Below are 23,674 nucleotides of genomic sequence, written 5' to 3'. Positions count from 1 at the left end.
ATGCCATTATCCAGTCTGAACACCCTACTTTTGGATCGTTTACACTCTGAATTTGTTGATTTGCTCCTGCAACTCTTCAGCCATTTTGGACAAAGAGCCTGCTGACGAAGCAATCTCTTCCATCGAAGCCAGCTGCTGCTGGGTTGCGGCAGATACATTATGTACCCCGCCTGCTGCTTCTCCCGCAATGTTAGAGATCTGATCCACATACCCTACAACTTCATTCGTACTTGCTGACATTTCCTCGGAACCTGCCGATACTTCCTGGATTTCACCAGCAACCTTGTTCACTACATTCGAAATTTGTTCAAATGCTTGTCCCGCGGCTGTTACAATCTCAATTCCGGCTTCCGTTTCATTGCTGTTCACTTTCACAGCCTGCACGGCATGATCTGTATCCTTCTGAATCAATTGGACAAGATCCGTAATCCGTTGTGCGGATGTAGAAGATTCCTCTGCGAGCTTCCGCACTTCTCCAGCTACGACTGCGAAACCACGTCCGTGCTCACCTGCGCGTGCCGCTTCAATCGCTGCATTTAATGCAAGAAGGTTGGTTTGACGGGCAATATTATTAATAACCTCGGTAATGGTACCAATCTCTGCGGAACGTTCTCCCAGCCCTGTAACCAGTTCTGTCAGTGATGCAATGGAATTGCGAACAGATCCCATCTGTTCAACAGCCTGCTGAATAATCATATTTCCTTCGGCAGACTGATTCGCTGCATCAACGGCAGATACGGATACACTTTGAGCAAGCTCAGCAATCTGTTCCGAACCAAGAGCCATTTCACTCATCGCCTGCGAAGAACGTTTCACCATATCTACTTGATCCGATGTACCGACGGCCAATTCCTCAACCGTTTCGGAAATCTGTTCCGATGCCCTTGTATTCTGCTCAGCACTCGCGAGAAGTTCTTCGGAGGAAGCGGCTACCTGTTCGGATGTCATCGACACGGATTGAATCATCTCCCGCAGGTTGCCTGTCATCACATTGAAGGAATCGGCCAGCGTTCCCAGCTCATCCTTGTTCTTGAGCACGATCTTCTCACTCGTCAGATCCCCACCTGCAATCAACATCGCTGCTGCATTCATCTTCTGAATTGGACGCGAGATGATGCTTGCAATGAAGAAGGCAATAAACATGGCCACCAGGAAAGCAACAATAGTGACTCCCAATATAATATTAAATGCTTGTTCAGCAGACTCAACCGATGTATTCGTTGCTGCATCCGACAGTGAGTTCCCCATCGTGATTAATTGGGCAATGGTATCATTCGCTGTATACCATAACGGATAGGCCTCTGAATGCAATCTGCTGGCTTCTTCGTAATTGTTAGCCATGCCCAATTTCATAAATTCCGGCATTTTCGCCAAATACGCCTCATAGTTCGTGCTAAATGTATTGTACATTGCCACTGCTTCGGTATTGTCTGAGATGAGTGAAACCAGTTCCTTGCGCTCAATCGCAATCTTGGCTTGGAGCTGTTCCAACACTTCATTCATCTTGGTGATTTCAGTTGGATTTGTTTCGACAATTACGGCAAGAGCAAGCCGCTCGACGTCCGAAATATCACCATTCATCATACCAAGCAGGCTCACACTGGGCATCCACATCTTATCGATTTCATCGGCCTTTTTGGACATATCATGAATTTGGGTTAACGCATAAATGCTTACAAAAGCCAGTAAAGCCACTACCATTAGAAATCCAGTCAGTAATTTCATTCGAATTGTTAATCTCAATTTCCCCTTCACGTTTCCCCGCGTATCTTTCATGTTCCCCACTCCTCAACTAGTACATATTTATAGTATATCGACACGTATCGTCATGAATTGTAGATATCGGAATTCAATTTTTGTAAATTTCAGTTAACTTCGAAATAAACACAAAAAAGCCTTAAGTCTTTGGCTCACCAAAAACTTAAGGCTCTCGTATCCGATACTTCTCTTCTGATCCCTATTATATTCAACTGTTTCTAACGGAAAATCCGCCGATGAATGTTAATGAAGAAATCGGGAATCGACTTGGTATAATTACGCGTAGCGATCAAGATCACACTGACCAGGCTACCTAGAATGAATCCGCCCAGAATATCTCCAGGATAATGTACACCTACATAGACACGCGACACTCCTGTCAGCACAGCAAGCAACAGCATCCACATACCGAAGCGACGCCCGATAAAAAACGAAGCTGCAGCGAGCGCGAATACAAAGGAAGCATGTTTACTTGGAAATGATGGATCTGGTACATGAGGAACCAGTTGATGCACCGTGCCTTCCATGAACGGCCTTGGATGACCTACCACAGGTGAAATTCCCCATTTTGCCAAAACAAGTGCTACGATCGAAGCTACACACGCATAAAACACAATTCGTTGCTTCGACGGATTGCCAAGAAACCACACAATCACAAGAAGCCCTATCATAACCCAAACCGCATATTCAGCTGATGTAATCATAAACCAGTCCAGAAACGGAATTCGGTCTGCAAACTGGTTAATCCAATTAAATACAGATTGATTCATAACAGTCGTTTAATACCTCCATTACACAAAACACGATTATTTTTTACATAATAAATATACACTAACTATTTGTCAAATATGTCGCCTAGTAACCGAACTTTCGAAATCAAAGAGGACATTTCTCTTACTTTTTGTTAAACTAGTTTGGGTTACATAATAGTTCATTCATAGAAAGGTGAAGATTATGCTTAAGAAATGGTTATGGGGGACATCCCTAACCCTGGCACTTGCCATAACCGGTGTCATTGTATATTACGGATACTCGATCGTTCATTTTGCCAATAGCATCTCAACCGCTTCCGAGACTTCCACTTCTGACACAAACCAAAATACGGACACTCCAACCACCCCTGTTCCTAAATGGGAAGGGAAGGAACGAGTTAACATTTTGCTGCTTGGAGGTGACACCAGGGGGGATGATGCTGGCCGTTCAGATTCGGTCATGGTCGCTTCCATTGATCCGGTATCCAAGAAAGCCCATCTCTTCTCTGTTCTGCGTGATACATATGTTGATATTCCGGGACACGGAAAGAGCAGACTCAACGCGGCCTTCTCTTACGGCGGAGCGGAATTAACCAAACAAACGGTCGGTGACTTGCTCGGCATCCCTATCCAGCACTACGTGTATACCGATTTTATCGGATTCATGGCGCTGGTTGATGCTGTAGACGGGATCGATATTGATGTGGAGAAAGACATGTATTATACCAGCAAAGCAGATAAACATATGTACGATATTGATCTCAAAAAAGGACTTCAGCATATGGACGGTAAGACCGCCCTCCAATATGTGCGATTCCGGCATGATGCCACATCAGACTTTACGCGTACCGAGCGGCAGCGGATTTTTATGACTGAGCTGGCTAAGAAAATGCAAAGCACTACGTCACTCTTCAAGATTCCTGAAATATTGGAAGCTGTCGCTCCATATATCGAGACAGACCTCAGTCCAACACAGATGTTAAAATTGGCTTCGCTCGGATTCGATATTAACGTAAATGAAATCGATAAACAGCAGATCCCTCCTAACAAGTTGCTAACCAATGAACTTGCAGGTTCTGCCCAAGTACTCGGTGTGAATAAACCGAAACTTCAAGCATACATTCAGAATTTGTTTGAAGAAGATGCGAAATCCTCAGAGGATGAATCAACAAAAGTACCAGATTTAAACTAAATGGAATCAAAATAAAATGAGGCAGGTATAGCAATGATACTCCAATTAAAAAGATGGCTGCCGCCATCTTTTTTTGTACCTATTTTCCCCATTTAATGCAGCCTTAATGTTCAACAGGTACCCTTAAATGATGAATTCCGGTTACACGAAGGAGGAATACACGTGAATAAACCGCGAATCGTGGAATGGACTCAGCTGCGCGGCCTTGCATTTCTCGCTATTGTGATGCAGCATAACATCGCGGAATATATATATCGCGCCGATATTGAACAACCCGATTCCATCATGCTGACCATGATTTATCATCTGACTCGTTTCGGTACGCCGACATTTGTCTTTCTGTCCGGTGTAATGCTGTTCTATCATCATAGTCACACCAAACCGGATTACCCCCGTTTTATCCGTAAGCGGTTTGGAGATATCTATGTGCCCTTTGTGGTATGGACATTCATCTATTGGTTGTTTGTCCGGATATTCACCCCTGAGTTCTGGCTTTCGGGTATGCCGGACTTCCGGAGTTTTGTTCGTGAACTATTCCTCCCCCAGACGGGATATCATCTGTGGTTTGTGATTATGGTGTTTCAGTTCTATATTCTGTTTCCCCTGTTTCTTGCGGGAGCCAAGTTCATTCAGAAACGTATTGAAAAAGTTACACGCTTCACCCCGATGCAATCCGTCATCACGCTGATTCTCATTGGGATGGCATTATACACTTTACTTATGAAATGGTCCTACTACGATATGGGCGGGTGGACAGCTTCCTTACCCCAACCCTGGTCGGGTTTGCTGCAATATCGCTCTTATTCATGGGTTATGTACTGGTTTTACTTTTTGCTGGGGGCAGTCTGTGCCTGGTCAGTGGATAGTTGGAGAAGTTGGACTGCAAAGGTATTGCCCTGGATGGTCTGTCTGTTTATCGGCATGTACATCTGGCTTGGATATGATGTGCTGCGGGGATCAGACGATGTCGTTAATCTGAATATCTCAACCTATCTGAAGCCCACGACATTCATCATCATCATGGCTCAGATGTTCATGTTCTATGGGTTCCTTGTACTGCTGCGAGGCAAAGATTCACCATTTCAGCGTCTCCTGACGTGGATTGGCCGATATTCCTTTGGTGGCTATCTGGTTCATGCACTGGTTATCTATTGCATTGCGTATATTACCCGGCCACTTACACTAACCGGATGGCATCTACCGATAACATTGCTTTCGTTTCTTGTTACCGTAGCAACGTCCCTTGCAATCAGTTGGGGACTTTCCCAACTTCCTGGTTCACGCTTCACCATAGGATTACAACGGAAGAAACGCCTAAGTCCCCGTTTGCATGATACTATTTCTGCGAGCAGAACAAGTTCACCGGAGCGCAATCCGTCAGCTAGCGCAAACCGCAGTCCGGAAACCAGCTAATTCTAGTTGAATATTGAAAAAGCGTCTCCCTTCGTGGAAGACGCTCTTTGTCACTTCACTTCTGTTGAAGCGGATCGACCGGGTACAGGTTCGTGAGGACCAGGAGCTTGATGTGCATTGCCCTTCTGATTAACGAACCTTTTCAGGTCACCCGTCAACTGCTCCTTCAGCTTGTCTACCAGTTGCGTTTCACTGATGCCTTTTGCCTGAGCAATCTCAGCCAGTGATTTCCCGCTTTGAAGCTGCTGATGGAGCTGCTCCGGGGTGATGCCGATAAAGCGTGCAATAGCCCCCTTGTCCATCATCGGACGTCTGTTGCCGTGGTGAGCGAACTCACGTCTTAATTCCCGCAGTGGTGTGTTAATTACCTTCTTCAGCTTGGTATCCATTCCTGCTTTGGCTGCTGCTGCCTGCTCTTTCGTGAGACAGCCTTCTTCGGCTGCTTTATCCAATCGCTGAGAGAGCGAGGGCTTCAGCTTCTCCAACAATTGATTTTCACTAAGTCCCTTGCGCTCCTTGGCAATCTGAGTCAACGTTTTGCCAAGCTCCATCTGTTCCTTTAAATCACGGAGCCCAATACCGAGCAGGTCCGCGGTTTCTCCAATCATAAACAGGCCATGACCTGCTTGCATGCATGGCTTGGTCTGGTTTGAGGAGGAAGATGGTGTCGCCACATGATCCTCAACAGATCCATTTGGATCAGCGGATGCCGTATAGCCGGTTGATGCTGTTATAAATACGGCTGCCAGTCCGGCTGCCATCCATTTTTTCCATCTGTATTTCATTTCTCTTCTTCCTTTCATATGTCAAAATCCTGTGCTCTCTTAGTTTGAGCCTAACTTCCGCTTTTTTATGCCATAAAAATACAAAATGTCATTGTTTTTTTCACAATTCATCACAAAACCTCCTATTTTTTTCAATTCATTTCCGGTATACTGGAAGTAACTTCATGATCTAGTCGAATAGTCCTTATTACTTTACTTTGGGAAGGGCGTAACCAAACGATGCGGAGAGAATGGTTTGATCCGTTTAGATCCGATGTGGAGGTGGTGTTCGCTGCAGCAGAGCAGCTGGTACAGAAATATCCTGAACCAATGTCAGAACATGCACTAGAACAACTTCATTTGGTCAATCCTTTGTTACGAGATTCGGGTCACAGTTACATTGGCTACATTATTCCATTGTGGATGCAACTCTCGGATGGTCTACCTCCAGAGAAGGCACACAAACTGAGTACTGCTTGTCTCCTGCATATGCTATATTTTTTGAATCAGGATGAAGTTATGGACGAACAGCCAGAAGATGTGACACTGAAATTATCACTGGGTAATCTTTACTACGTGGATGCGATCTGTGCCTATTCAGAGCTATTCAGCCTTTCTTCCCCGTTCTGGACGTATTTCAGACAGTATGTGGAGGATTGGGCCATGAGCGTCACCGGTGAGAACTCCATCGATTATTTCAAGAGAAGCCCGCTATTAATCGCCCAAAAAGCAGCCCCACTTCTGCTTGGAGCTGCTGGCTCACTGCTTCTTTTGGAACAGGAGCATCGTATCACTCCGGTATGTTCTGCCGTCAACATTGCACTGATGACTCTCCAGATGACAGATGACTTCACAGACACCAAACAAGATGCTGTGCATGGAAATTACAACAGCTTCCTCTCCCACATATCCGCAGCACTGGAACACAATTACCCGGCTCATCCTGTAAGCGAACGTGTACATGATAATGTATACAATACTCAATTGATGAACTCCTATGTAGACATTGCTAAGCAATATAACATCAGACTAACATCTTCTAACTCGGTAATTTCGCATCTCGAAGCGTTTAATTCTTACTTATGCGGCATTCTGGGACAAACTGTTCAGGACATTGAACAACACAAAAAAGTGCTTTTTCAAGGCGGGTTTCATTACTGGATCAGCGAGAAACAACATTTGTCCTAATCACAAAAGAAGAGCTGGTACAGTTGAATTTTAAATATGAAGGGAATGTTGACGATGATGGTATCAGAGAAAACGTTGCACGAGGATATTATTGAAAAGGCCTGGACCGATGAGCACTTCAGACAACAACTGCACTCCAACCCGAAGCAAGCGCTTCGTGAAGCATTTGGCATTGATATTCCTGAACACATTCAAATCCGTACCGTTGAAGAACAACAGAACGACTACGTTCTCGTAATTCCTCCCAATCCAGCCAAAGTGGATTATGACGTAAATTGCGGACCATGGAGAAGCTAAACGGATTAGATTGAATATGTAATTGAACGGCACAAGGGGTAGCGAACAAAAAAGCCATTGTATACTTCTACCGCTCGTCATTCGACGAACGCGGCAAAAGATACAACGGCCTCTGTTCCTACCCCTTTTGTGCTTGTAAAGCTAATCTGCCCATGCATGGCTTCAACGATTCGGAAGGTCACCATCATGCCAAGGCCTGTTCCCTTAATTTTATTCGAGAAATAAGGTTCCCCAAGGCGGACCAGCGCTTCCTCATCCATGCCCTCACCGTTATCTCTTACATGTACCTTAATGATCCCATCCTGGGCATAGGCCCAAATATCAATCTGACCCTGTCCTTGCAGCGCTTCTATACTATTTTTAATAATATTAATAAAAGCCTGTTTGAACTTGGAAGAGTTCCCTCTAATCCATAGATCTGGCGGAATGTCAGTTGTTATTTTGCCGCCTTCCAGATTAGCCATCGGTACAAGAATGCCTTCAATATGATTAAATTCATCCGCGATATTCAGAGAGACAATATGATCGAACTCCGGTTTGGCAAACGTTAGGAAGTCGGTAATAATGCCGGAAGCCCGATCAAGCTCCTCCAGAGCAATCCGCACATATCCCTTGTTTTTGTTGTCTTCCTGCTCTGTCATGAGCTGAAGGAATCCTCGTGTCACCTGCAACGGATTACGAACCTCATGAGCAACCGACGCCGCCAGTTCACTAATGATTTCCATTTTCTCGGATCGCTGCAATTCATTATTGAACAATTCCAACTCTTTCGAGTATTCAAGCACTTTGGTATGTTTTTCAGCAAATCGGCTTCCCAGTATGGCAATAAGTGAGATAATAAAAGCAACCATGGACCATTTCCACCATATCAGATGATATGTTCCATTACGCTGGTAATACCACAGTAGTTCAGCAACACTGATTAAGGCAAATGTGCCGAATCCCGTAGCAAGCAAAAGAGCTTCCCGGCTCCGTTGAAGCGCTTTGGAGATGGTGCCGATCATTAAGATGCTCAACAGGATTACGAGAACGAATCCAATCACGTTCTGAACCAACAAACTATAGAGCATGTCCCATTGACCGCCTGAAATAAAATCAATCATCAGAGCAGCCACAGCAACTACAGAATAGATGAATTGGAATTTTCTTAGTTTGGTAAAGATGCCATAACGACCTGGTCCGATAATTTGTTCAAAAAAATAACAGAGTGCAGGCATGCCCATCAGCATAGCCAGGTCAAACAATACGGAATACAGATTACCGTAAACCTGGTAGAACGTATATAAAAACTGTGAATAGGTGATAATCATCGTTCCGATTGAACCCATCACGATACATAGCGAAATCCACAACCCTTTATGGAATTTGCCCAGGAAAAAAGTGCAACTCAGCATCGTTAGAGCCGTGAACACAAAGGTCGCTCCCAATATCACATCAAGCAGTCCATTGTGAATGTACTTTTCCTGTAATGTAGCATAAGGCCCAACCTGAACCGTTCCGTAGATGCCAAGTCTGCCTTTTTCATTCTCTGACCATACGTAAAGTTTTCCACCTGAATTCTCACTTGATAAGGGTAACAACACAGCGTTGTTATCATAATTGTAATGATAATTCTCATATACCCTACGATCGTCCAAGTAGATTACAATGTGGTTCCCTTTAATATTCTCAAAACGGATTGCTGAGCTATCTTCGTTTATTTTAGGAATGGTCACACGAGTCCACATGGAACCCGAAGGAGCTTCTACGCTGCTGTATTCCAGCTTTTCAGCACCTTGCTTCTCCCAGATCTCCTCCGTACCTTGAACCTCACTGATGAATCCCTGATCGTGTACGTTCCCCCATTTTACTTCCCATCCCGTAATGGATACAGGTTTGTCAACTTCTCCTGCAGTCGCTGAGACGAAATCATGCGGCAAGCAGAGAATATTCAACATACTTATCCATAAGATGATGATAGCTTTGGGCACATTTTTCATTCACAGCACCTCAAAGTTCTTATTTTCTCTATCCCCAAGTTCTCTCATTTATCATTCGCCACAGTTTGACGTGTCACCTTCTTGTAGGAAAATGAAAATTCACATTTTAGTAGATTTATAGTTTTATTTCCATTTATTTGATAGATTCCGAGTGTTTTCTCCATTATCCGCGCAGATCTTCGAACTGGTTCTCAATCATTTCGCGCTCTTTCTGTTCAATCTTCGTACGATATTCCAACCACTGCTCTGTTTCCTCATCGTCATAGATCGTCCATATATCCGAGAAAAGATAGTCCCGCAACTGGACAATCTGTCCTGACCATATCCCGCCTACCCAGAACAGCCCGTCCGGACGACGAATAACGGTACGGGAAAACCCGGGCGTAGACGCTTTTTGCCCGATTCGGATTTGAGTGATCATATTCCCCAGCGTAAACCAATCCAATTGGAATCCCTCCCTCATATATCCATGTTTCATCATATCATAGGCCAAAGATGAAAAGCTGTAAAACTGATCTCTGCGATTCAATCGTCCCTTCCGGGTGTAATGTTCCTCAAAGCAAACACTTACCAATGAGGAGTGATTCAAATGAATGAGCCACACAGAACGGTAGAGGTAGAACATAAGGATGTCCAACACAAATCGGATTCAAGTATGGTCGCTTCCACGTTTATCAAGTATGCGGCTTATATCATTATTTTCTTTGGATTTCTGTACTTTCTGGTCAAATATGTATTTCCTAAATTTTAAAGCATATACGTTGAATCTGTAATCCGTACATTATTCACTTTCAGCTTATATTTATATTTTGGGAACACAAGGGAATCATAATGGGTGCGAGATTACAACGTTAGCCCTTTGGGTAACTACGAAATAAGAACCTTTCTTTTCAAGATAACTGCACAATCAAAAAAAACAACCAATAAATATAATCCACTGAGAGGGAGTGCTACTTATGTCAGACAGACCGATTAGCAATGAAGAGAGTGAACGTTACTACGACCGTTATCAGAGGTCCCGTGATATTCCACTGGAAACCGAAGTTCCTGAAGGTGACATAGACACTTTTGATGAAGTTACGGGAAAACGTATCGATACTGATAATACAGTGAATCCGCCCCTTGTAGCGGCTACGGAAGAACCGGAATTGGAGTCACGGACAGCGGAGCCTGCACTCGAATCCGTACCTGATGCTGATCTTATTCAACCGAATAGTCCGGTTGATCCTGCGGCACCCGACCCCAACGCTCTTCACGGGACGGACCTGCTAAACGGCGCTGGGGCAGATGCGAAACCGGAGAACGATATTCCACCACGGCGCTAATCCTCTTGTCACAGCCTGAATTAGGAGGTGCAGACACGATGAAGGATAATCACAAGCGACAAGTATATGAGCCCGATAATCTGGTAACCGAGCGGGATATTGATCCGAATTTTGGATTGTTCACGGAAGATTCCTTTCCCGAAGCCTTAGCAGATGAGGATCAGCTTGATGCTGTTGAACATGCCATTCCGAAGGAGAACGTTGAAGGCGTTGAAGGTCCACGAAAAGATTCATCCTTGGATGAATAGGAACGCATTACAGATTCATTAAGAATATAGGAAGCCTCTTGCCCAAGAGGTTTCTTTTTGCTTTAATTTCGTAATAACAATGACTTTATCCTGAAAAAGAGATGGCTACCGTCTTCGTACGGTGCCATCCCTCTCTCTGCTATCCAATTAGCCATTTCACGTTTTAACATTTTTTGATTACTTCGCCAAAGGTTTGCCCGCTCCCGGCAACTTCTCCTCCAGTCGGGACCATTTCGCCACAATGGCGGTAATCAGCAGCGCCACTCCATTGATGATAAAAATCCAACGAATCGGCAACCAGCCACCCAGAACACCACCGATTATCGGCCCCGCCATCGTACCGATCTGGGAAGCCGACTGATTCAGGCTGAATGCTCTTCCCCGGAAGCCAGGTTCTGTCACTTGCACAATCATTGCATTAATCGCCGGGAACACCGCAGCAAAGAACAATCCATACACAAAACGCAAGATGCCGAATCCAATATAACCTGTAGTGAAAAACTGCAGCAGGTTACCAATCGCCCCTCCAACGAGGCCAATGATCAGTACTTTCCCATATCCGATTCGCGAACCGATCTTACCCCAGCGCGGTGCCATAATAACCGTAGCCACACCAACCGCAGAGAAAATAATGCCCGAGCTGAGAGAAGCACGATCAGGCTGAATGCCCATTTCCATCACGTATACCGTCAATAACGGCTCCAGAATCATCACGGAGAAGGTACATATGCCCATCATGCCAAGCACCGTAATAAACAATTTATTGGCCCTGGCTTCACGAATGTCATCCATCACATGAGAACGTGCCTTGTTCCGGTTGAAGTTCTCTTCTTTGACCCAGAAGGTTGCGATCAACGCCGAGACCAATACTACGATGCTGGAAAATAAAAATGCATTCCGGTTGCCATAATAGTGGCTTACCACCCCACCAATTAATGGGCCGATTATACCTCCTGTTGCCCCGGCTGTTGACATGATACCAAGTGCATACCCTGTCTTCTCTTCCGGTGTATTGGTACCGACAAGTGCAATCGCCGCCGGAACAAACCCCGCGAGCAATCCCTGAAACAAACGAACCACGATTAATGAATAGGGGTCCTGCACAAAATAATTGATCAAATACAAAACCGCAAGGCTGTATCCCGACCGGATCAGCATTGGCTTGCGCCCGTATTTGTCAGCCAGTGATCCCCAGAAGGGAGACACCAGCGCACTTGCCAGAAACGTGATGCCAAAGGCAAGCCCTGACCAGAACTCCAGGTGATCACGAACGCCCAGATCGCCACTCAGAAACAAAGGCAGAAATGGGATGGAGATCGAATAAGCGGTGCTGCAAAAAAACACACCAATCCACAAAATCACCAGATTACGCTTCCACGAGAAGTCCATATACCCGCACGCCCTTTCCGTTACTGACGCCGGGACTGCCGTGTATTGGAGCGGAAGGAACAGACCCGTACGTCCCTGACTGCGGAAGCATTTTCCTTATTTTACACTTCTGTAAGCATTTACACCATCCCTTATCACCCATAATATCCTACCTTGCATTGCCATCTTGTCCGCAAAAACGGTATGATAGTTGAGGGATTATCCGAAAATAATTCTGACTAAATATATTATGCAGAGATGCAAGGGGGAACGTTCTCATGTCTTTTCGGTGGAAAAAAACAACAGCTGTGTCGCTGGTTCTAGCGATGTTGCTTATCGTCATTAGTGGTTGTGGGCGCCCTGCAAGCAGCGCGACGGAAACACCGGCTCCAGTGGAGCCTACTGGTCCCAATCCTGTAGCCACAATTGAAATGTCAGATGGTCAGAAAATCGTCATCGAGCTCTATCCGGAGATTGCACCAAATACGGTGAACAATTTTATCTCATTGGCGAATAAAGGTTTCTATGACGGTTTGAACTTTCACCGTGTTATCCCAGGCTTTATGATTCAAGGTGGTGATCCAAACGGCGATGGTTCGGGCGGCCCAGGTTATGCAATCACAGGAGAATTTACATCCAATGGTCATAAAAACCACCTTAATCACACGCGTGGGGTTATCTCCATGGCGCGGACAAATGATTTGGACTCCGCAGGCTCCCAGTTTTTTATCATGTTAGCTGATGCTGATTATCTGGATAACGCTTATGCTACCTTTGGCAAAGTGACAGAAGGTATGGACGTCGTTGATGGAATAGCTGCTCAACAAATAGGCGAAAAAGACAAACCGGTTACGGATCAGGTGATGAAAAAAGTCACTGTCGACACTCAAGGAGTAGAATATCCTGAACCGGTAAAAATGCCTTAACCTTACCTTTGGAACGGATTTTAGTTATCCATCTTAATTCACAACCTGTAAGACAAACAAAAGCTCTGTCCTGCGTATTCACGCAAGGCAGAGCTTTATTCAATGTTAGCGTTTACATAAATGACTTTATAAAAAATGCCCTCTTCCGGCACAACTCTATATGCAGCAGCTCTGCAACCCGCTGATCTCAATACATCCATCCCATCAAACGCAACCAACCGATGATCGCAATCCATAGCGGACAGCTGAAAGCAACACCCCATGCAAGCCCTTTCAGTAAACTACGGTTTACTTCCACGAACAACGACTCCTTTCTCCAGGGAATAGTCGCAGTATCGGTAATAATATATGAATTTATACCCGTTTTCATTCGTCACGTAACCCCCTATTTCCTGCTTTTGTCCCTCAGTTTCATGGAATGGGTTTGGTGAACCTGATATAATATATTTACTGAACGATAATGGAAGCTGATTCATGTTTTTGAGAGGAGATTATTCTATGGCAAAATCCAAAAAACACACCCCTGCTCCCAAAGCAGCACAGGATAAACCGACCACACTAAAGGATCTGCTGAGCAGTGATGTGTTAGAGAAACTGAAAGCTCAGGCGGATGAAGCCAAGGCTGCCGAGGCAGACCGCAAAGAGCAGGAACGCCTGCAGGCGGAAGAAGCTCGTAAAGCGGAACAGAAGCGAAAAGATAATGATTTTGAGTACCTGTTGAATAACAGTTCGCTGGACTGGAAGAAACACAAGTAATTTTTGCAGCAATCAGATCATCATGATATCTAAATGATAGAAACAGGGCCGTTGAACGGTCCTGTTTTTTTGTATCGTGCATATGATTCATCACTCTTTAGTCGGGTATGTAGAGATAGAGAGTTACTGATAATCCATACGATACGGAGGGATCAGGATGACTGAACAACGTTTGCAAGGGAAAGTTGCGATTGTAACCGGAGGTGGCTCAGGAATTGGTCAGGCAACCGCCATTCGTTTCGCTGAGCATGGGGCCAAAGTGTTCATGCTGGACCGTACCCCGGAGAATGCTGAGAAAACCAAACAGACGATTGAGAATGCAGGCGGAGAAGGCCACGTCATTGAATGTGATATATCCAAACCGGACAACGTGCAGAAAGCAATCAATCAGGTGGCAGAGCAAGCTGGACAGCTTGATATTGTATTTGCCAATGCGGGCATCAACGGCACGATGGCTCCCATTGAAACGATGGAACCTGAGGACTGGGATCAGACGATGGGCATCAATATGCGCGGCACGTTCGCAACTGTGAAGTACGCCATACCCCATTTGAAAGACCGCGGAGGAAGCATTATTATTACGAGTTCCATCAACGGTAACCGTGTATTCTCTGGCATAGGGTTCTCTGCATACGCTTCCAGTAAAGCAGGTCAGACGGCTTTTACAAAGATGGCAGCATTGGAACTGGCTCGTTACAAGATTCGTGTCAACGCCGTCTGCCCAGGAGCCATAGACACGAACATCGATGACAACACCTATCCTTCGGACGATCTGAAAGAAGTACAGATCCCGGTTGAATTTCCCGAAGGTCATGAACATCCACTCAAAGGTGAACCTGGAACGTCGAAGCAAGTCGCCAATCTGGTGCTCTTCCTCGCTTCTGATGAATCTTCCCATGTGACCGGTACCCGGATCTACGTGGATGGAGCGGAATCTTTGCTCCGTGGATGATATTTAGTAACATGTTCCCTGTGGAGTTAACAGCCAAACATCCCGCTAACGATCTGGATATCCAGACCGCTGCGGGATGTTTAGTTTGAAATATATCTTTATAGAAGAACGAAGAACAGCTCCCTCTGCCTACCATTGGTATCGGATGACCTTTAACTAGAGCGCTGAACTCTTTCCTCTCTTCACTCGATTATTCAGCCGCTCAGGAATGGCAAAGAGCAGGACGTACATTAGGGAGAACATGACTAACGCCAATACCTCTTCCCCAAGAATGTACAAGGGATAGGGGCCCAACATGTCGAGCACTGAAGGCGTATTCGGTTTGTGTCTCAGGAACATATAATTGGCTTCAAGCAGGACATCCACACCATATACGACCAACGCAGCCACGTTCACGAATATCATCGAACCCAACACAGATCTCCAGCTTGGACGAAGCTGTTCCACCCAAGTCATATAGAGCAACGCCAGAATAATACAAGCGTGAGCAGTAAAAAATTGAATGAAACGAAAATGTGCAAAACCATAACCGAGATTAGGCGTTACGATTGCCATCAAGGCTCCTGCTATACCTGCGAACAGCAATGCAGAATGCAGCAGTCTGCTGCGTGTCAATAATAGCAGCGCAGATAACAATAGGGACAGACTGCATAACTCCAGCGGCAATGAAGTCTGTAAACTCCACACATCCCCATATACATACCAGAGCTGAAGCACAATTTCACAGCCCAACATGACACATGCCAGAGTGATCCGAAAGGTACGGCGTGTGTTGGATGAAAATGAGCGCAGCCAATTCCGAAACAGGAACATCAATAGAACCAGTGCAGCAATCACACCGATCGCCCATAGGTGCGAACTGGAAAACAGCATAAACGGTTTTGCATCATAAGGGTCTAGCCACTGAGGATAAGCCATGTTCCTCTTCTCTCCTTCTCATTACACAAACACAGTTTATCTCTTTAATGTTAACTTTTTCATTTTGTCATTGAATGAATGCACTGTCCAGATGGAATTCTAAATTAGGATTGTATTTTAAATATCTTTATGTTAAGATAAATCCAACAACAAAACACACAAAAAGTTAGTAACTTTCTTAACGGGAATATTATAAAAAATAAATTAGCCACCAGGAGGAATTTATAATGCAAATTAAAGGACTTCACCATGTATCTGCACTGACCGCACACGCCGCTGAGAATTATCGGTTCTACACCAACGTCATGGGTTTGCGACTGATCAAAAAAACAGTCAATCAGGATGATGTTTCGGTCTACCACCTCTTCTATGGAGATGAAAAAGGGAATCCGGGTACCGAACTTACCTTCTTTGAGATTCCGATGGCCGGACAGACACGCGAAGGCGTGAACAGTATCTCAGCAACATCACTTCGTGTTCCTAGCGATGCAGCCCTGACGTACTGGCAACAGCGTTTTGATGAATTCGATGTTCCTCATGGAGAAGTCACCGAGCGTGGGGGGCGCGCCACTCTCTCGTTTACGGACTTTGAAGGACAACGTCTGATTCTGGTTTCTGATGAGCACAATACAGGTGTTGCCGGGGGTAAACCTTGGGATCAAAGTCCTGTACCTGTCGAATATGGCATTGTCGGCTTAGGCCCAGTCCATCTTACCGTTAAAGACGCCTCCCTTACCGCTCCAGTTCTTACCGAGCTGCTCGGCTTCCGTCAAAAAGGAACCTATCCTGCTTTTGTCGCAGGCCAACCCGATGTACTCGTCTTCGAATCCGGTGAAGGTGGTAGTGGCTCCGAGGTGCATGTCGAAGAACGAAATGACCTTGCCCAAGAACGCCCTGGACGAGGTAGTGTGCACCATGTTGCCTTCCGGGTAGATAATGAAGAAGAACTGAAACAATGGGTAGAACGGGTTCATAATTTCCGATTTCCGAATTCCGGTTTCGTAGACCGTTTCTACTTCCGCTCCCTGTACTTCCGTGAAGCCAATGGCATTCTGTTCGAGCTGGCAACCGATGGTCCCGGCTTCGACACGGATGAAGAATTGGCTCATCTTGGAGAGTCCCTGGCATTGCCTCCATTCCTTGAAGGTCGCCGTGCAGAGATTGAAGCGAATCTCAAACCGCTCGATACAGCAATTCGCTAACCTGATCATACGTCCCAAAAGAACAAAAAAACGATTATCACTATGCCAATCCGGAACAACCATCCGGCTGATGCATAGGCGATAATCGTTTTTAATATCTCGTTTATTTTTTGGTTAAATATGAGGTCGTCAACGGAACAAACAGGGAGGCACCCGGGTCCTCATCAACGATTTCAACAAAGATGGCATCCGTGTCTGCAACATCCACGTCTACCCCAACCAATCCGTCTTCAGGAGCAAGCGATACCGTCTTGAGCGTTGTATTGTTTTCGTCCATAATCTCAAGCTTCTGTGAACCGCCAAGAACAGCCAAATCGAGATGAAGCTTGGCATACTTTTTCTGGGTCATAACTTGGAAGCTCTTGCCTTGCTTGGCTGTGTCGGTATGCAGGTAAACATCTTTGTAATCTTTGCCTTTGTACGCCGTTTCGGCCGGATCTTTGGTATGCCAGTCCGAGGTGCCCAAGGCTGCAGTTCCCAGCGAACTTAATGTCAGCTTGCCGCCGGTTTCGGATGGTGGTGCAGATCCATTACTGCTGCCAATGTTAACGGATGATGTTGCGCTGTCATACGTAATTTCTGTACCGAGCAGTGTGCCGACTGCACGCACTGGCAAATAGGTCGTTCCGTTGTAAGTAATCGGCAATACCGTTTTCCCATTAGCATCTTTGGCTGTTACCGTTGTCCCATTTAATTTCAGAGATATCTTGCTGTTCAAATATGCTTTGATCGGTTCCAGACCCGTTGCTGCGAGTGCGCCAGTGCCGATGCCGAGAGTTAGTGTACCCACCATTAAGCCCAATACAACCTTCTTCTTCATGAATGATCCCTCCTAAAGTATGAAATAGATGAGTTCCATCCTTTATACATTTAAACGACTAAAGTGTTTGTGTCAACCATTTCATGGTAAATCTCTGAAAAAAAATTCGATTTTGGATAGCACAAAGCGAGGCTAAAGGTACATCATTTTTTCAGCCTCACCCGTTTCCCTCTGTCATTTCAGACCGTGGGGACATATTTTTTTATCATTGTTCTCAGCTATTCTGCGCTTCTCTGATTACTTCCGTTCAATCAAAAGATTCATAGTACTCATCTTCATACTCTTCCGTGCTGTATTCCAAGTCCACAGCCTGCCACTCGCCATCTTTATAGTCATAGGCAAAGTTCAAGTCACCGTCATATAAACCCATACCGTATGCACCGGATGCCGACACAACCAACTTGCCATTCTCCACACTGTAATAAACAACACCGCCGAACTTGAGCTGCTCGTTATACACTCCCTCGCTCGTGTCTTCCTCCATTAGGGAAGGTTCTGAATGAACACCATCAACGGTAACGTTGATCGTCACCTGACCTGGTGTAACAATGACTTTCGAATTTACATGCTGCTTCACAATCTCATCCAGTGATTGCATCTTCATCTCTTCCAGCGTTTCTGGATCGATAATATGTGCTTCACCCAGATAGATGCCTGTACCATGACCAGCTGTAAACAAAACAACAATCTCCTTCTTGCCATCTCCATTCAGATCCAGTTCGTGCACTTCGGGTTTGTAGGATCCGCCTTCTCCTTGCCATTTGCTGAATTCACGTTTCTTGCCGTTCACTTCCAACACCATTCCGTTATATATATATCCTGAACCTTCGACTTTCATGGGGTATAGTCTTACATTCTCATTTTCTGGAGCAACCGAAACGTACTCTCCCTTTACAGGAATCGTTTCCTTCGTTGTAAACGCTGCTTCATTCATTGTTTCTATATTGGAAGCCACGACCGCTGAGGTCTGGCTGGATTGATCATCTATGTTAAGCTGTTTTTGCGATTCATTCATGGTTCTGGCAGACGAAGTTGTACTAATCGTCGCTACCGCCAAAATAATCATCAGCAGGATACCTGTCCAAGTTTTCAATATGCTGGGCTCCTTAATCTGTAGTGGAATACTACCATTATATCTTCATTTATCGCCCAAGCGTTGCGATTTTGTTAATGTTTCATAAAAAAATCTTTACATATTTCAGTTTCTACGAAAGAACGTTCGGCTTTAACCATAATAAGCAAAAAAACACCCCGGAAACAGCTTAAGGCTGCATCCGAAATGCTTTCGTTTTGTCCATTAATCGATCTGTTAACTGTCTCAGTTCTTCAGCCGAGGATGAAATCTCCTGCATAATTGCCGTCTCTTCATGTGCCGCATCCATAATCCGTCTTGCCTCATCCGAGAAAGATCCGGCTTTCCCTTGAATCTTTTTCACATGGCCGTGCGTTTGTTCTACGCGGCTGGTCTGTTCCCCAATTTTGGATCCGATTTCATGAGCGCCCTTCATAAACACTTCTACCGTACCTGTAAGCTCCTGCAATGTCTGATCAACAGAGATCGTGCGCTCGGACTCATTCACAACGAGGCCATGCTGTTCATGAATCAGTTGGGCTGTATCCTTGATACGCTGCTGAACACGGCTGATCAGCTCATTAATCCGATGCACCGATTGTTTGCTCTCATCTGCCAGCTTACGAATCTGCTGAGCAACGACAGCAAAGCCCGATCCCTCTTCTCCCGCACGTGCAGCCTCAATGGAAGCATTCAGGGCAAGCAGCCCTGTTTCCTCTGCAATGTTTTTGACAGACTGAGTAATGGCTTCAATATCCGAGGCTTCCTTCTCAAGCAGGACCATGATGTCCCGGGAACGGTTGTGTGACTCCGTCAGCTCGTCCATTCCTTTCATCAAAGAAGAGAAGGTCTGCTTCGTATGATCTACAGAACGTTCCATCTGGCCGGACATCTCTGTCATCCCAATCGACTGACTGTGCATACGCTGAAAATCGTTCAACATCTCATCCGCTGTAATCAAAGACTGATGTGATGTCGTCTTCTGGTCTTCCACACCCACAGCAATATGATCCACCGCATCAGACATCATCTCGATCTGCTCCGCTGCCTGGGCGATTGCTTCACTAAGTGACTGGGCGTTCTGTGAGGTTGTACGTGTACTATCTGTAATATCGTTTACAATACTTCTCAAATTAAAAACCATTACGCGAAAAGCATCATATAATACAGTAATTTCATCCTGTGTTCGCCGCTCTGGAATCTCGGCCGTCAAATCCCCCGATGAGACTTGTTGTGCCGCACGGGACAAATGCACAATTGGACGAGTCAACCAACGAGAGGCAAACCAGCCCAGAATCGCGTTCCAGCATACGCCCATGATGAGTACGATAGAGATATACAACCAGCTTGGCATGGAGAACGAGAGCCAATCCTGAAGGAAAAATATAAAAAAGCCGCTAGTTCCGTACGTAATCAGTGAAATCAGTACCAAACCTGCGACGGTTTTTGCGCCTAAAGTCCATTTCATATTCACACCTCATAGTCCTTTTTTCCTATTTTACCAATAGATAACCAAATTACATGTGATTTAGATCACTGAAAACGACAAATTAACCCCCATCTTATTCTTCATGCATGACTTCTCCTCTAAGTGGAGCATAATTGATAAGACGAGTTTTGACTGACTGAACCTTTAATCTGCCAAGGTGATATCCTTAATTTAAATTATTTATCGGCAAGTAGGGTGAAATGATTTAGCTTGGCATCCATTTTGCTTAAATGATATACTGAGTGCGCTTCGGCATTGCCGGAGCTGACCTATTTTTGGATGCCACTGGAGGCGAACGAAATGTCTACAATGTCCACAAGGACGGAGAAAGATTTTATTGGAGAAAAAGAAATTCCTGCTTATGCTTATTACGGAATACAGACGGTTCGGGCTGTAGAGAACTTCCCGATTACCGGCGTTCCTGTGCACCGGGAACTGATTACAGCTCTGGCTGCGGTGAAAAAGGCTGCGGCAATCACGAATATGGAGCTGAAGATGCTGCCACGCAAAATTGGCGATGTCATCGTCATGGCTGCTGAAGAAATGATGAAAGGCCATCATTTGGATCATTTTATTGTTGACTCCATTCAGGGCGGTGCAGGCACCTCCATGAATATGAATATGAACGAAATTCTGGCCAATCGTGGACTGGAACTGTTATTGCAGAACAAGGGTGACTATTTCCACTGTAACCCGAATAACCATGTGAACATGTCCCAATCCACCAATGACGTGATCCCAACTGCACTGCGCATTGCTGCGTATCGGTTGTCGGAAACGTTGCTTGATACGATGAAGCGTTTGCAGGATGCGTTCCGCAAAAAAGAACAGGAATTTAACGATGTAGTCAAAGTAGGCCGGACACATCTTCAAGATGCTGTGCCTATTCGACTTGGACAAGAGTTCGGTGCCTATGCGCGTGTTATCGGACGTGATATTGAGCGTCTGGAGTTCGCAAATCGCCGCCTGCTCACCATTAACTTGGGTGCGACGGCTGTAGGTACAGGTCTCAACGCGAAACCCGAATACATCGTTAAAGTCACGGAGCATCTGTCCGATGTGACAGGATTGAATTTGCAAACGGCCGAGGATCTTGTGGATGCCACACAGAATACGGATGCCTATCTGGAATTGTCGGCTGCACTGAAAGTATGTGCTGTCAGTCTGTCCAAAATCTGTAACGATATTCGTATGATGGCTTCTGGCCCACGCGCAGGATTCAATGAGCTGCGTCTTCCACCGCGTCAGCCAGGTTCGTCCATTATGCCGGGCAAAGTGAATCCGGTTATGGCGGAAGTGATCAATCAGGTATCCTTCCAGGTTATGGGGAATGACCATACGATCTGCATGGCCTGTGAAGCTGGTCAATTCGAATTGAACGTCATGGGCCCTGTTATTGCGTTCAACTTGCTGCAATCGCTGAAAATCATGAATAATGGTATCGACGTCTTTACTCGTTATGCCGTTGAAGAGATGGAAGCGAACCGTGAGCGTTGTGCATTGATTATGAAGCAGAGCTTTAGTGTAATTACAGCGCTTAATCCACATCTGGGCTATGATGTGGCAGCCTCCATTGTGAAGGAAGCGTTGAAGACCGGAAACACCTTGCAGGAGATCATTCTGGAACGGGGTCTACTGACACCGGAAGAACTGGAAGAAATTTTGCATCCGGAGCAGATGACTACTCCTGGTATTGCAGGTGAGCACTTCCTGCACAATATGGAACGGTAGTAAGCTGTTTAAGTTCCACTAATGAATATTTACATTGACACTCCGATGATAGAACAACCTTCCGATTGCTGTTAAATCGGAACGAATAACCCCCGCAGACCGTTACCACGGCTCGCGGGGGTTACTTGTTTAGGATATATAATGAAGGCAAACGTCATTCATGCCCAGCGCTTCCGTTCAAGTGAAGGCAAAATCTGAAGCTCTTCCCTGTATTTCGCAACCGTTCTGCGGGAGATAACGATGCCTTCATTCGCGAGTAATGCGGTGAGTTGGCTATCCGAGTATGGGCGTTCCGCCCGTTCAGAACGAATCAGCTCTTTCAGTCTGAGCTTCACCGCCGGCGCAGAGGCCATTTCTCCATTCGTTGTTTCAAGACCTGATGCAAAAAAAGCCTTGAGTTCAAAGACACCATGCGGTGTCTGAACATATTTGCCATTGACCGCACGGCTCACCGTCGACTCATGCATGCCGATGGCCTCTGCAATAATCGCCAGATTGAGCGGCTTCAAACCGGCAGGTCCTTCACGCAGAAAAGATTCCTGTTCGCTCATGATTGCAGCTAGGACACGCATCAGAGTTCGGCGACGCATGCGTACACTGCGAATGATCGCTCTCGCCTCTGCTGCCCGGCCTGACCATACCTCATCTGCATCAATCTCCTTGATCCAGCGATAACAAGCTTCGTTCAGGGATACCCGCGGCACACCCGCTGAATTTAAACGTAGAGAAAGTTCATCATTCCTTATCTGCACAACGGCATCCGGAATAATATAATGTGGACGTTCCGTACAACCGATGGATCTGCAAGGTTTCGGGTCTAGACAAGCAATATAGTCATAGGCTGCCTGAGCCTGCTGTGAAGAAATCCCTAGTCTTGTTCCTGCTCTGCCTGGGTGGAAACGAACCAACTCCTCCAGACCTTTCGCCACCATGTACTCCGCATGCTGGTTAGCTAATGGATCACGCCTAATCTGAAGCAACAAGCATTCACGCAAGTTGCGCGCTCCCACACCTGCCGGGTCCAGCGACTGGAGAATGTCCAGGGCTGCTTCAGCCTCAGGCATCGATATTCCCCTTGCCGATGCAACCTCAGTCAATTCCATCGGTAGATAGCCATCATCGTTGACACAACCAGCCAAATATACAGCTGTTGTCTCCATTGCAGGTGTAAGATTCTGCAACCGAAGCTGAGATATCAACAAATGTTCAAGTGTAGGTTCGGCGCCTTTCATCTGTAACAGCGGATCATAAGAGGAGAACCTCTCCTGATTCAACCGTCGGGGAAGACGGGTGCGCAGGGTAGAGGGCTCTTCTAGCTCAAGCACCGGATTTTCATCCGCCGCCTCCTGCAAATAACGAGTCAGCTCCTGACCCGACAAGGTCAGCAGATGAATGGATTGCTTCATCTCCGGCGTAATGGATAATCGAATACGCCCCTCCTGCACCAACTGAAATCCTAACATCCGTCTCCCCCTTAAGCGCTACTCAAGCTACTCCAGTATACTGACGAACAAAGACTATTTC

At 45.8% G+C, this 23,674-nt stretch carries 24 protein-coding genes; 12 read left to right on the top strand and 12 right to left on the bottom strand.

What is annotated here, in order from left to right; translation table 11 throughout:
* Positions 1-39 precede the first annotated feature (39 nt).
* Together BLV50_RS12310 and BLV50_RS12305 are read right to left on the bottom strand one after the other, a co-directional pair.
* Positions 40-1,776, bottom strand: coding sequence for a methyl-accepting chemotaxis protein (locus BLV50_RS12310; protein ID WP_256336519.1), 1,737 nt, complete (start codon positions 1,774-1,776; stop codon positions 40-42).
* 200 nt (positions 1,777-1,976) lie between these two features.
* A complete protein-coding gene (locus tag BLV50_RS12305) occupies positions 1,977-2,528 on the bottom strand; it encodes an undecaprenyl-diphosphatase (RefSeq protein ID WP_063564596.1) in 552 nt (183 codons plus the stop codon).
* A 184-nt stretch (positions 2,529-2,712) separates the two neighbouring features.
* On the opposite strand from BLV50_RS12305, the gene BLV50_RS12300 reads away from it, so the two are divergent.
* Together BLV50_RS12300 and BLV50_RS12295 are read left to right on the top strand one after the other, a co-directional pair.
* Positions 2,713-3,702, top strand: coding sequence for an LCP family protein (locus BLV50_RS12300; RefSeq protein WP_064640246.1), 990 nt, complete (start codon positions 2,713-2,715; stop codon positions 3,700-3,702).
* Between the two features lie 162 nt (positions 3,703-3,864).
* The gene (locus BLV50_RS12295) at positions 3,865-5,115 is read left to right on the top strand and encodes an acyltransferase (RefSeq protein ID WP_090807955.1); all 1,251 of its coding nucleotides are present in this window, start codon (positions 3,865-3,867) and stop codon (positions 5,113-5,115) included.
* Between the two features lie 50 nt (positions 5,116-5,165).
* Here BLV50_RS12295 and BLV50_RS12290 read toward each other — a convergent pair whose 3' ends face one another.
* On the bottom strand, positions 5,166-5,900 hold the full coding sequence (locus tag BLV50_RS12290) for a hypothetical protein (RefSeq protein ID WP_090807953.1): 735 nt from the start codon (positions 5,898-5,900) through the stop codon (positions 5,166-5,168).
* 219 nt (positions 5,901-6,119) lie between these two features.
* Here BLV50_RS12290 and BLV50_RS12285 point away from each other — a divergent pair, with 219 nt between their 5' ends.
* Complete coding sequence (locus BLV50_RS12285) at positions 6,120-7,067, top strand: hypothetical protein (RefSeq protein WP_090807951.1); 948 nt, start codon at positions 6,120-6,122, stop codon at positions 7,065-7,067.
* Positions 7,068-7,103: 36 nt separating this feature from the next.
* Positions 7,104-7,364 (top strand): NHLP leader peptide family RiPP precursor, encoded by a 261-nt coding sequence (locus BLV50_RS12280; protein WP_256337944.1) that lies wholly within the window; start codon positions 7,104-7,106, stop codon positions 7,362-7,364.
* Positions 7,365-7,441: 77 nt separating this feature from the next.
* Here the strand turns inward: BLV50_RS12280 and BLV50_RS12275 are convergent, their stop codons facing one another.
* Together BLV50_RS12275 and BLV50_RS12270 are read right to left on the bottom strand one after the other, a co-directional pair.
* Positions 7,442-9,343 carry a sensor histidine kinase gene (locus BLV50_RS12275; protein WP_079695150.1) on the bottom strand — a complete coding sequence of 634 codons (1,902 nt, stop codon included), beginning with the start codon at positions 9,341-9,343 and terminating at the stop codon, positions 7,442-7,444.
* Between the two features lie 163 nt (positions 9,344-9,506).
* Entirely contained in the window at positions 9,507-9,788 is a 282-nt protein-coding gene (locus tag BLV50_RS12270; protein ID WP_063564602.1) for a hypothetical protein, read from the bottom strand.
* Between the two features lie 144 nt (positions 9,789-9,932).
* Between BLV50_RS12270 and BLV50_RS32745 the strand changes: the two genes are divergently transcribed.
* From BLV50_RS32745 to BLV50_RS12260, 3 genes are all read left to right on the top strand, one after another.
* Positions 9,933-10,094: a hypothetical protein gene (locus BLV50_RS32745; protein ID WP_017690239.1), complete on the top strand. Its 162-nt coding sequence runs from the start codon at positions 9,933-9,935 to the stop codon at positions 10,092-10,094.
* Between the two features lie 205 nt (positions 10,095-10,299).
* Positions 10,300-10,668 carry a hypothetical protein gene (locus tag BLV50_RS12265; protein ID WP_064640255.1) on the top strand — a complete coding sequence of 123 codons (369 nt, stop codon included), beginning with the start codon at positions 10,300-10,302 and terminating at the stop codon, positions 10,666-10,668.
* Positions 10,669-10,706: 38 nt separating this feature from the next.
* Entirely contained in the window at positions 10,707-10,916 is a 210-nt protein-coding gene (locus tag BLV50_RS12260; RefSeq protein ID WP_079695149.1) for a hypothetical protein, read from the top strand.
* Between the two features lie 177 nt (positions 10,917-11,093).
* Here BLV50_RS12260 and BLV50_RS12255 read toward each other — a convergent pair whose 3' ends face one another.
* Positions 11,094-12,305 carry an MFS transporter gene (locus tag BLV50_RS12255; protein ID WP_063564605.1) on the bottom strand — a complete coding sequence of 404 codons (1,212 nt, stop codon included), beginning with the start codon at positions 12,303-12,305 and terminating at the stop codon, positions 11,094-11,096.
* Between the two features lie 257 nt (positions 12,306-12,562).
* Between BLV50_RS12255 and BLV50_RS12250 the strand changes: the two genes are divergently transcribed.
* Positions 12,563-13,210 carry a peptidylprolyl isomerase gene (locus BLV50_RS12250; RefSeq protein ID WP_090807948.1) on the top strand — a complete coding sequence of 216 codons (648 nt, stop codon included), beginning with the start codon at positions 12,563-12,565 and terminating at the stop codon, positions 13,208-13,210.
* Between the two features lie 187 nt (positions 13,211-13,397).
* On the opposite strand, the gene BLV50_RS12245 is transcribed toward BLV50_RS12250, so the two are convergent.
* Positions 13,398-13,580 carry a hypothetical protein gene (locus BLV50_RS12245; RefSeq protein WP_024632483.1) on the bottom strand — a complete coding sequence of 61 codons (183 nt, stop codon included), beginning with the start codon at positions 13,578-13,580 and terminating at the stop codon, positions 13,398-13,400.
* Between the two features lie 128 nt (positions 13,581-13,708).
* Here BLV50_RS12245 and BLV50_RS12240 point away from each other — a divergent pair, with 128 nt between their 5' ends.
* Both BLV50_RS12240 and BLV50_RS12235 read left to right on the top strand, forming a co-directional pair.
* Positions 13,709-13,966 carry a YqkE family protein gene (locus BLV50_RS12240; protein ID WP_063564607.1) on the top strand — a complete coding sequence of 86 codons (258 nt, stop codon included), beginning with the start codon at positions 13,709-13,711 and terminating at the stop codon, positions 13,964-13,966.
* A 157-nt stretch (positions 13,967-14,123) separates the two neighbouring features.
* The gene (locus tag BLV50_RS12235; protein WP_063564608.1) at positions 14,124-14,918 is read left to right on the top strand and encodes an SDR family oxidoreductase; all 795 of its coding nucleotides are present in this window, start codon (positions 14,124-14,126) and stop codon (positions 14,916-14,918) included.
* 156 nt (positions 14,919-15,074) lie between these two features.
* On the opposite strand, the gene BLV50_RS12230 is transcribed toward BLV50_RS12235, so the two are convergent.
* Positions 15,075-15,836 carry a YwaF family protein gene (locus BLV50_RS12230; RefSeq protein WP_090807946.1) on the bottom strand — a complete coding sequence of 254 codons (762 nt, stop codon included), beginning with the start codon at positions 15,834-15,836 and terminating at the stop codon, positions 15,075-15,077.
* Positions 15,837-16,063: 227 nt separating this feature from the next.
* On the opposite strand from BLV50_RS12230, the gene BLV50_RS12225 reads away from it, so the two are divergent.
* Positions 16,064-17,038, top strand: coding sequence for a ring-cleaving dioxygenase (locus BLV50_RS12225; RefSeq protein ID WP_090807944.1), 975 nt, complete (start codon positions 16,064-16,066; stop codon positions 17,036-17,038).
* 103 nt (positions 17,039-17,141) lie between these two features.
* Here the strand turns inward: BLV50_RS12225 and BLV50_RS12220 are convergent, their stop codons facing one another.
* From BLV50_RS12220 to BLV50_RS12210, 3 genes are all read right to left on the bottom strand, one after another.
* Entirely contained in the window at positions 17,142-17,858 is a 717-nt protein-coding gene (locus BLV50_RS12220; RefSeq protein WP_090807943.1) for a stalk domain-containing protein, read from the bottom strand.
* Positions 17,859-18,105: 247 nt separating this feature from the next.
* Complete coding sequence (locus tag BLV50_RS12215) at positions 18,106-18,951, bottom strand: hypothetical protein (RefSeq protein ID WP_090807941.1); 846 nt, start codon at positions 18,949-18,951, stop codon at positions 18,106-18,108.
* A 169-nt stretch (positions 18,952-19,120) separates the two neighbouring features.
* Positions 19,121-20,398 (bottom strand): methyl-accepting chemotaxis protein, encoded by a 1,278-nt coding sequence (locus BLV50_RS12210; RefSeq protein ID WP_090807939.1) that lies wholly within the window; start codon positions 20,396-20,398, stop codon positions 19,121-19,123.
* 321 nt (positions 20,399-20,719) lie between these two features.
* Here BLV50_RS12210 and BLV50_RS12205 point away from each other — a divergent pair, with 321 nt between their 5' ends.
* The gene (locus BLV50_RS12205) at positions 20,720-22,150 is read left to right on the top strand and encodes an aspartate ammonia-lyase (RefSeq protein ID WP_063564614.1); all 1,431 of its coding nucleotides are present in this window, start codon (positions 20,720-20,722) and stop codon (positions 22,148-22,150) included.
* Positions 22,151-22,308: 158 nt separating this feature from the next.
* On the opposite strand, the gene rpoN is transcribed toward BLV50_RS12205, so the two are convergent.
* The gene (rpoN, locus tag BLV50_RS12200) at positions 22,309-23,613 is read right to left on the bottom strand and encodes an RNA polymerase factor sigma-54 (RefSeq protein WP_090807937.1); all 1,305 of its coding nucleotides are present in this window, start codon (positions 23,611-23,613) and stop codon (positions 22,309-22,311) included.
* Between the last annotated feature and the right edge of the window lie 61 nt (positions 23,614-23,674).

This window comes from Paenibacillus sp. 276b (genome assembly GCF_900107875.1).
GTDB lineage: Bacteria > Bacillota > Bacilli > Paenibacillales > Paenibacillaceae > Paenibacillus > Paenibacillus marchantiae.
The sequence above is the reverse complement of the archived record's forward strand: the minus strand, read 5'-3'. Positions and strand labels throughout refer to the sequence as shown.